General features: G+C 60.2%; 6 protein-coding genes. 4 read left to right on the top strand and 2 right to left on the bottom strand.

The genetic code is table 11. The features are described from left to right. Positions 1 to 76 precede the first annotated feature (76 nt). Together E1958_RS14695 and E1958_RS14690 are read left to right on the top strand one after the other, a co-directional pair. Positions 77 to 649: a hypothetical protein gene (locus tag E1958_RS14695; RefSeq protein WP_133512527.1), complete on the top strand. Its 573-nt coding sequence runs from the start codon at positions 77 to 79 to the stop codon at positions 647 to 649. Between the two features lie 87 nt (positions 650 to 736). Further along, the gene (locus tag E1958_RS14690; protein WP_133512526.1) at positions 737 to 1,675 is read left to right on the top strand and encodes a hypothetical protein; all 939 of its coding nucleotides are present in this window, start codon (positions 737 to 739) and stop codon (positions 1,673 to 1,675) included. 324 nt (positions 1,676 to 1,999) lie between these two features. On the opposite strand, the gene E1958_RS14685 is transcribed toward E1958_RS14690, so the two are convergent. Next, positions 2,000 to 2,182 carry a hypothetical protein gene (locus E1958_RS14685; RefSeq protein ID WP_089726299.1) on the bottom strand — a complete coding sequence of 61 codons (183 nt, stop codon included), beginning with the start codon at positions 2,180 to 2,182 and terminating at the stop codon, positions 2,000 to 2,002. 454 nt (positions 2,183 to 2,636) lie between these two features. After that, positions 2,637 to 3,653, bottom strand: a complete 1,017-nt coding sequence (locus E1958_RS14680; RefSeq protein WP_133512525.1) for a hypothetical protein — start codon at positions 3,651 to 3,653, stop codon at positions 2,637 to 2,639. 430 nt (positions 3,654 to 4,083) lie between these two features. Here E1958_RS14680 and E1958_RS14675 point away from each other — a divergent pair, with 430 nt between their 5' ends. Both E1958_RS14675 and E1958_RS14670 read left to right on the top strand, forming a co-directional pair. Continuing rightward, positions 4,084 to 4,839 (top strand): ERCC4 domain-containing protein, encoded by a 756-nt coding sequence (locus tag E1958_RS14675; protein WP_243725276.1) that lies wholly within the window; start codon positions 4,084 to 4,086, stop codon positions 4,837 to 4,839. Positions 4,840 to 4,964: 125 nt separating this feature from the next. Further along, a complete protein-coding gene (locus E1958_RS14670; RefSeq protein ID WP_133512524.1) occupies positions 4,965 to 8,417 on the top strand; it encodes an acyl-[ACP]--phospholipid O-acyltransferase in 3,453 nt (1,150 codons plus the stop codon). Positions 8,418 to 8,443 lie beyond the last annotated feature (26 nt).

The following is an 8,443-nucleotide window of genomic DNA, read 5'->3' as shown; positions in this document are numbered from 1 at the left end:
CGGGACCTGACACCTATACAACAACGACTATAGCGTTATTGACTTTGCCGTCAATGATCTGGCGCCGGAAGAATCGGTGGCCCTGTGGCGTTCCAAGAGCTATGACCAGCTAAAGACCTGGTCCGAAACCCGCCTGCAAAAGGCCATGCAATTACATGGCATCGATGCCCGCACTGATACACCTTCCGCAGAGGCCAAAACGCTGGCGGCGGAGATCGCGGATCTGGATAAGAAGATCAGCAAGCACGTATTCAAAATCGACGATGCGCTCAAGGACCAACTCAAGGACCTGACCCATGAGGGGAAAAAGGTCGAGTTTGAAAGAAAACTCAAGCAGAAAATCGGCGAGACCATGCTGAGCGAGCCGGAGAAATTCAAGGACCTCCATATCCCGCCATTCGACCTCTCTCGCAAGGGAGCTACGCTGCTGGCCGCAGCGGATATTGACTATCAGGACTATCTGACAACCGGCGTGGGCTATCATCGCTTCAGCGTTAGCGGGCTGGAATCCTACGCGGAAGCGAGCAACTTTATGCGCGACCTCTGGAAAACGACGACCGTGCAGCCGACCGGTACCGCCGCGGAGCGCGAGAGAGAAGAACGGGAATTGCTGGCGACATTAGAGTTGTTCCTGTTGTTAACCTATTGATATTTTAGGATACTTTCAAATTCTAAGGCCGACTGAGAGCGGAAAGAACTGGTTTTTTTGCTTTCAGCCAGCCCATGGAATATGAAAATGTATTGGAAATCAACCGGCCTCTCTTTCGGTTTATCCAAGACGGTCTCGAACAGCATCCAGACCGGTGTAACGGGCATGGATGATGCAGCCTTCAAAAAGCTGGATAAAGATAAACAGGCGGAGCTCACCGCTCAATTCAAACCGCAACAGATGTTGTTTAAGAGCCTATATAAGATGGCGATGGCCGACAAGGTTTATGACCTGCTGGTCAAAGGGCCGACCGCTGTGGCCAACCTGCCCTTCGCGGATGATGTAAAAGTCGATAAAAACAAGCTGGAAGAAGAGAAAAAGCAACTGGCTATTGCCAATTCGCTGGTCGAGGCATTGGCCGAGAAGGGGCTGAAGGTCGATGCGGATTTCGATTACGGCGATACGGAAAAACTGATCGAACAAATCGCCGCAAAAATGCCGGGGGTGGAATTGATGCCGAAGGAAACCAGGGCATTAAAAGAGGAAGTGGAGACTAAGTTCACGGAGAAATGGGCGAACTTGACGGGCAAGGAAAAGGAGGAATTCTCCAAACTACCCTCCGAGGCGGAGCAAAAGAAATTCCTACTCGATAAAGACAAGGAAGCACGCCTGACAGAGAAAAAGGCGCCCTGGAAGGAAGATCTGAATGCGATGAGGACGCATTTTGAAGAGGAATGCGATGCGATCAAGGCGGAGGCGGAAAAGCAGGCGGAAAAGGATAGCAAGGAACTGGCGGCGGACATTGAAGCGATAACGGATGCTGATGCCGTGGAAAAGACCCTCAAGAAAAGTTCCTCCGACGACCAAGGGACCTCGAAGGAGAGTGCCGGGCCGGGTGATGACGGCTCCAAGATCGTTGGTCGCGCACTCGCGGCACGCCTCTATGGAAAGAAATCCAAGAAAAACAGGGAGCCGGAGAAGAAAGAGGAAGCCGCGCGGCGACGCCGCCGGACTTTGGGACAGTAAAATTGCAGCGCCAACAAAATTAATACACTACCCCGCAATGCTCAAGCGGTCCGCGGTGCGGACTGCTGGGATGTTGCAGGCATTTAATATGTGAAAACAATCGGTTAGAGCCAGTGTAGGTCGGGTAAGGTCAGGGACGACCGCCACCCGACATGACGTTAGCTACCCGGCGTCGGGTGACGGCGCGCCAATAGCCGCGGCCACCGTGCGACTCACGGGGCGTGCCTTACCCGACCTACGCGGGTTAGTTACCCCCTAAAACATATAGGCCAATGGAGGCTATGAATTTGCAACATCAGTCGAAACTGGGTACCAGACTCGAACTTACTCATATTTTCTCTCTCCCCCGAACGGGACCTTTGTATCCTTGAGCAATGTCGGCGTATCGATGAGCCTTACCTCTCCCTCTCCGATCAGGATCGCTGCCACTACACCAATGACGATGGCCAGTATCCCGAACAGGCCGAGAAGAAAACTGATGAGAAGGAAAACCGCTTCCGGTGTCATATGCTAGGTCCCCGTCCAAATCGAAGATACCGTGCGGGTGGTGGTGAATGGGAATTCCATGCCGTGGCAGGATATCGATTTGCACCACGTAGAACGCCACCGTTTGGAATTATTCTCAATCGCGCCAGTCTATCATCCCGGCCGACGCAATTCCGTATCTAACGGGGCGGCAGGTATTGATATTCAGCGAACCGCATCAATTGATAGGGGACAGTTGTCAGGGAGGTCCCCTGACAACTGATAACTGACACTCCCCTGAGATGCGGTTCGGGCCACGTAGGGTGGGCTGTGCCCACCGGAAAACCACCCGCGCTTACCGCAATCATCGATGCGGTTCGCGCCACCCGACAGTGCCATCCTGAAAGGTCTCCCGCGCTCACCGCATCCTACGTCCGGAAAATTGCCAGGAAGGCAATAGGGCGGCAGGCAGGGCGGAAACGGGGCCAACCGGGTCTCAAAGCGTAAGGAAGAGATCGGCCTTGCGGACGAGGTCCGGCCGCGGCAGGAGTTCGGCCCGGGGAAAACGCACCAGGGCCCCGATTCTGGTACCCTGGCCGGCGACCTGGATCTCGAAGAGGGGAACCTCGTTGCCGGTCTCGGTCCGATTGCCGTCCAGCTTGATCCCCATGCGGTTCAGGTGGATGGAGCTCAAATGCCCGCCGACGTATTGGGCCGGGTTCCCCAGGACATCGGCCACCAGCTCGAGACGGGATTCCAGGGACGCCAATCGGGGGATTTCCCGCGCGAGCGTTTCCCCGATCTCGTCGAGCTCCCGTTGCAGTTCTTGGCGAGACTCGCCGCTGTCTTCAGAGGCATTCCGGTTCAGACGGGTGACGAGAAAGTTGCGACGATGCTCCAGCTCGGTGACCCTGATTTTCTCATCCCTGACCCGTTTGCGAATGTACGCCAGCAATCCGTTGAAGATGCAGCACTTGAGCGAATGCCTGGCCCCTGTCTCGCTGGTAGCGGGAGAAAGGACCTGGTGGTCGATAAAGTTCACGGTGGTCTGTATGACATCCTTGCGCACCGCGTCGCCGACCAATGACACCCCTAGCTGCCGGTGCTCTTCTATTTTCATGCACAGGAGCGCCCAATACGCCTCGGCATCAGGGTTGGCCTCCAGCAGTTCATGGACCTCCGCGCTCCGGCTGAACACCGCTTGCAGGTGGTTGGGATCGGCGAAAAAGGCGTTGACCCGGGGGTCCTCGGAGAACGCAGCCCGGCTGCACAGGATGGCCCCGGGGACTGCTTCGACAAGTCCGTCGATGTAGCGGAAGGTTGTCGCGACCGGTTCTCTCAGGCGCCGGGAGTAGCCGGATAGAAAACGTAGACGGCCGTAGGTCTCGTCCACTACGTGCTCGACCGCCTGCGCCAGGGTGCCGTTGCAGGATGGCTCGGTGGCCTCCGCGTCGTCCCAAGGCTTGAAGGCCCCGCCGAAACGCGAGAACATCTCCTGCAGAAAAGACCCCATTCTCCCCCTCACTCATGATCGTTCGTTGGCGTTGAAACCGGGCCGCGTGCGGCAGACAGCCTAAGAGGCTGTCCAAAAATCAACCCATTGATGTTATTTGATATGGCGTGACCAATCCGATCGAAATAATGCCCTTGATCCCCCCTCTCCCTAGCCCTCTCCAAGCCTCTCTCCCGAGGGGGGCGAGGGAGCCAACCGGGCATTACAAGCAGTTAGTTCTTAGGGGGCGTTCTCAATTGAGCTGAATCCTCATGAAAATCAAGCACATCAGGCCCATGCAGCAGCGGCTACGAGTTTCCGAGACACTCCGCGGCGCGGAGCTTCTGCGTTCCCACGCGGCGCGTGGGAACGAGAGAAAATCTGTTAGTTGAGAACGCCCCCTAGACAGCCTCTAAGGCTTCATCTTACCCAAAAGGAATGCCTGCCACACATGGATTTTCCGCCGTGCCGTGCGCCGCTTGCACCCACTGGTGACAGTGCGCCGAAGGGCTGCGCCAACCCTGCTGCGATGATCGAGATCCTTGCCGATGACCGCGAGCGGCACGGAGGCGTGATCGATCGCCTGCGCGGGTATGAGGAGGTCTCTCTGATCGTCGAGCGCCTGCCGTTGGGGGACTACCTGATCGACGAGGTGCTGCTTATCGAGCGCAAGACGCTTCCCGATCTCGTCGCCTCGATCAAGGACGGACGTTTGTTCGGTCAGGCCCACCGGCTGGCCGGCTGGCCGCTTTGGAAGGCATTCATTTTGGAAGGGACGGCGACGGACCTGGCCGGATCCGGAATGCGCCGCGAGGCCATTCAAGGGGCTTTGATCGGTCTGACCCTCTATCTGGGTATTCCCCTATTGCGTTCCCAGGGTCCAGCCGAGACGGCCCAACTCATGCTCTTCGCGGCCCGCCAGGGCCGGTCGGTGGTCACTGGTACGCCGCCTCGTCCCGGCCGCCGCCCGCAGGGCAAGACACGGATTCAGGCCCGGGTTCTCCAGGGATTGCCGGGAGTAGGGCCGCAGCGGGCGCGGCGCCTGTTGGAGACCTTCGGGAGCTTGGAGGGAGTCATCCAGGCCGAGGCCGAGGCCCTGGCGTCGGTGCGCGGCATCGGACAGGCCACCGCGGAGACGATCCGCTGGGCCGTGGAAGAAGCCGGTCCTGCCTACGGTGATTCCGGCGCAGTGATTTTTCATTTGTGACGCCTCGGGGCCTGGTGTAATGGGGCTTGCGCGCTCATAACCAAGGAACGCGGAATAGGCGTCACTACAAAATCGAAAATAAAGGGATACACTGGACTTAAGAGCCCCCTTCAGGAACATCCAACATGTTGCAGCTCTTTCGCATTACCGGGTTCTTGCCCTATCTCGCGGTGGCCTTCCTCAACGCCTTCGTGGACCTGGGACACAAGATCATCATCCAGAATACCCTGTTCAAGACCTATGAAGGGGATCTACAGATCACCTTGACGGCCATCGTCAATGCCCTGATCCTGTTGCCGTTCGTGCTCCTGTTCACGCCTTCGGGGTTTCTCTCGGACAAATACCCCAAGCCCCAGGTGATGCGGATCAGCGCCTGGGCCGCAGTGGGGCTCACCTTGGCGATCACCGCCTGCTATCGGCTGGGCTGGTTCTGGCCGGCCTTTGCCATGACCTTTCTGCTTGCGGTGCAGAGCGCACTCTATTCGCCGGCCAAGTACGGCTTCATCAGAGAACTGGTGGGCGAGGACGCGCTGTCCGCCGCCAACGGAGTCGTCCAGGCTACGGTAACCGCCGCCATCATGGCGGGGATCTTCTTCTTCTCGGTGCTGTTCGAGATCCTCCTGGCGCAACGGACATTCACCACCACCGGGGAGATCATACAACTGATCGCCCCCGTGGGCTGGTTCCTGGTAGGCTTCTCTCTGCTTGAGCTGGCCCTTGCGTACCGGCTACCCGAGCGGAGACCGCGTTCTGCGACCATGCACTTCGACTGGCGGGCCTACCGCACCGGTCGTTACCTGCTGGAAAACCTCGGGATGGCCTATCGGGACCGAGTCATCTGGCTCTCCATCCTGGGCCTGGCAGGTTTCTGGAGCATCGCCCAGGTGATGCTCCCGGCCTTTCCCGCCTTTGCCGAGGAGGTCCTGGGGGAGACCAACACGGTGGTGATCCAGGGTGCGATGGCCTCTTTCGGCATCGGCATCGCCCTAGGCTCGGTCATCGCGGGCCGGGTGTCCCGTGGTCGTATCGAGACGGGGCTCATTCCCATCGGCGCCCTGGGCATCGCTGTCGGATTGTTTGTGCTCCCGGGCCTGCCCTCGATTTGGATCATGACCTTGGATTTCCTAGCTATCGGCATTATGGGCGGCCTGTTCTTGGTGCCCTTGAGTGCGCTGATCCAGTTCAACGCCCAAGCTACGGGGCTGGGCCGCGTCCTGGCCGCCAGTAATTTCGTGAGGAACCTGGTGATGCTGGCCTTTCTGGGGCTGACGGTAGTGGCCGCCCGCTTGGAGAGCGGCAGCCTTGCCATCATCTATGCCTTGGGCATCCTGGCCTTGGTGGGGACCTGCTACAGCCTCTACCAGCTGCCCCGGCCCCTGATGCGTTTCCTGGTGGCGCGCGTCGTTATGACCCGCTACCGATTGGAGATGATCGGTCTTGCGCACCTGCCGCCCCAAGGCGGGGTGCTTATGCTGGGTAACCACATCTCCTGGATCGACTGGGCAGTCATGCAGACGGCGAGCCCGCGCCCCATTCGCTTCGCGCTGGATCGGGCCATCTACAAGCGCTGGTATCTGCGCCGGTTCTTCGACCTGTTCGGGGTGGTGCCCATCTCCCGGGACCAGAGCCGGCAGGCATTGGATACCATTGCCGAGCTACTGAACGCGGGGGAGGTCGTCTGCCTGTTCCCGGAGGAATACATCAGCCGGACGGCACAACTCGGGGAGTTCAAGCAGGGTTTCGAGCTGGCCGCGGCCAAGGTAGAGACAGGCGTCATCCTACCCTTCTATCTGCACGGGCTCTGGGGCAGCAGCTTTTCGTTCGCCAACGCCAGGCGCAAGGCACAGCGTCGCCGCCGCCGGGAGCGGGAGCTGGTGGTGGCCTTCGGGACGCCTTTGCCGATCTCCGCGACTGCCGCCCAGGTCAAGCAGGCCGTATACGAGCTTTCGGTCAGCGCCTGGCAGACCTTTGCCCGAACCCTGCCGACGCTGCCCGAGGCCTGGCTCAGGACCGCTGCCGGGCGACGCGGTCAGCCCTGTGTCCTGGACGCGATCGGCACTGCCCTGACCAACCGCCGTTTCATGGCCGCCGTCTTCCTGTTTGCGCTGCGGATCCGGAGGCTGGTGCAAGCCCGGAACCTGGGGGTACTCATGCCCGCCAGCAGTGCCGGGGCCATCGCCAATATGGCGGTCCTCCTGACCGGTAGGACGGTGGTCAACCTCAACTACACCGCCGGCCGTGAGGCCCTGCGCGCGAGTATGGAGAATGCAGGCATCCGCAATGTCATCACCGCGCGGCGTTTCCTCGCCCGGCTGAAGGACCGGGGGCTGGATTTGGGTGACCTGTTCGACGGGATCGAGCTGCATGACATGGAGGACCTGAAAGCGGGTATCGGCAAGGCCGAGGGTCTGCTGATGCTCACGGCCGCGAGCATCCTGCCCGCCGGCTGGGCCTGGCGCCTATTCGGTCACCGGGCCGCCCCCGAAGACACCGCCGCCATCCTGTTCTCCAGCGGCAGCGAGGGAGCACCCAAGGGTATCGAGCTCACCCACCGCAACCTCATCGCCAATGTGCGCCAGATCTCCGACCTGCTCGCATTGGAGACCGACGACCGGGTCCTCTCCAATCTGCCGCCGTTCCATGCCTTCGGGCTGACGGTTACCAGCTTCATGCCCCTCCTGGAGGGCATCCCCATGATCTGCCACCCGGACCCCACGGACGCCCTCGGTTGCGCCAAGGCCATCGCCCGCGAGCGTGCCACTATCCTGTTCAGCCCCCCCACCTTTCTGCGCCTCCATACGCGCAACAAACACATCCATCCCATGATGTTGGAATCCCTGCGGATGGTGGTGGCGGGCGCCGAGCGATTGAACCGGGACGTGCGCGAGGCCTTTGCCCTCAAATTCCACAAACCCATCTACGAAGGCTACGGCACCACCGAGACGGCGCCGGTGGCGAGCTGCAACCTGCCTGACCGCTTGCACACCCACGATTGGGGGGTCCAGATCGGCCACAGGCCCGGTACCGTGGGTATGCCCTTACCGGGAACCAGCTTCCGCGTCGTCGATCCGGTGAGCCTTGAAACCCTGCCACCCGACGCGGACGGGCTCATCCTGATCGGTGGCGTGCAGGTGATGAAGGGCTATCTCAATGCCCCGGCGTTGACTGCTGACGCCCTCGTCGAGCTCGACGGCCAGCGTTGGTACAAGACCGGCGACAAGGGCCGCCTGGATCAGGACGGCTTCCTGACCATCGTCGATCGCTATAGCCGGTTCGCCAAGCTCGGTGGTGAAATGATCAGTCTGACCCAGGTCGAGGAGCAGGTCCGGCAGGTGCTCGCCGAACCGGAGCTGGAGCTGGCGGCCCTCACCGTCCCGGACCCGAAGAAGGGTGAGCGGATCATCTTACTGATCGCGGCCGACCTGGATCCGGACGGGTTGCGTAGGGCATTGATCGACGCCGGCATGAACCCGCTCACCATCCCCGCCGAGATCCGGCCGGTGGAGCAGATCCCCAAGCTCGGGAGCGGCAAGACCGATTTCCCCGGGGCCAAGAAGCTGGCACTTACGGGCTCTTGAACCGCAAAGGTACAAAGAACATACAA

Origin of the sequence: Candidatus Thiosymbion oneisti (assembly GCF_004359955.1) — a bacterium.
GTDB classification, from domain to species: Bacteria; Pseudomonadota; Gammaproteobacteria; order Chromatiales; family Chromatiaceae; genus Thiosymbion; species Thiosymbion oneisti.
The sequence above is the reverse complement of the archived record's forward strand: the minus strand, read 5'-3'. Positions and strand labels throughout refer to the sequence as shown.

Coding starts and splice junctions, on each gene's coding strand:
- E1958_RS14670 (WP_133512524.1), top strand. CDS start 4,965: ATGTTGCAGCTCTTTCGCATTACCGGGTTCTTGCCCTATCTCGCGGTG.
- E1958_RS14690 (WP_133512526.1), top strand. CDS start 737: ATGTATTGGAAATCAACCGGCCTCTCTTTCGGTTTATCCAAGACGGTC.
- E1958_RS14680 (WP_133512525.1), bottom strand. CDS start 3,653: ATGGGGTCTTTTCTGCAGGAGATGTTCTCGCGTTTCGGCGGGGCCTTC.
- E1958_RS14685 (WP_089726299.1), bottom strand. CDS start 2,182: ATGACACCGGAAGCGGTTTTCCTTCTCATCAGTTTTCTTCTCGGCCTG.
- E1958_RS14675 (WP_243725276.1), top strand. CDS start 4,084: ATGGATTTTCCGCCGTGCCGTGCGCCGCTTGCACCCACTGGTGACAGT.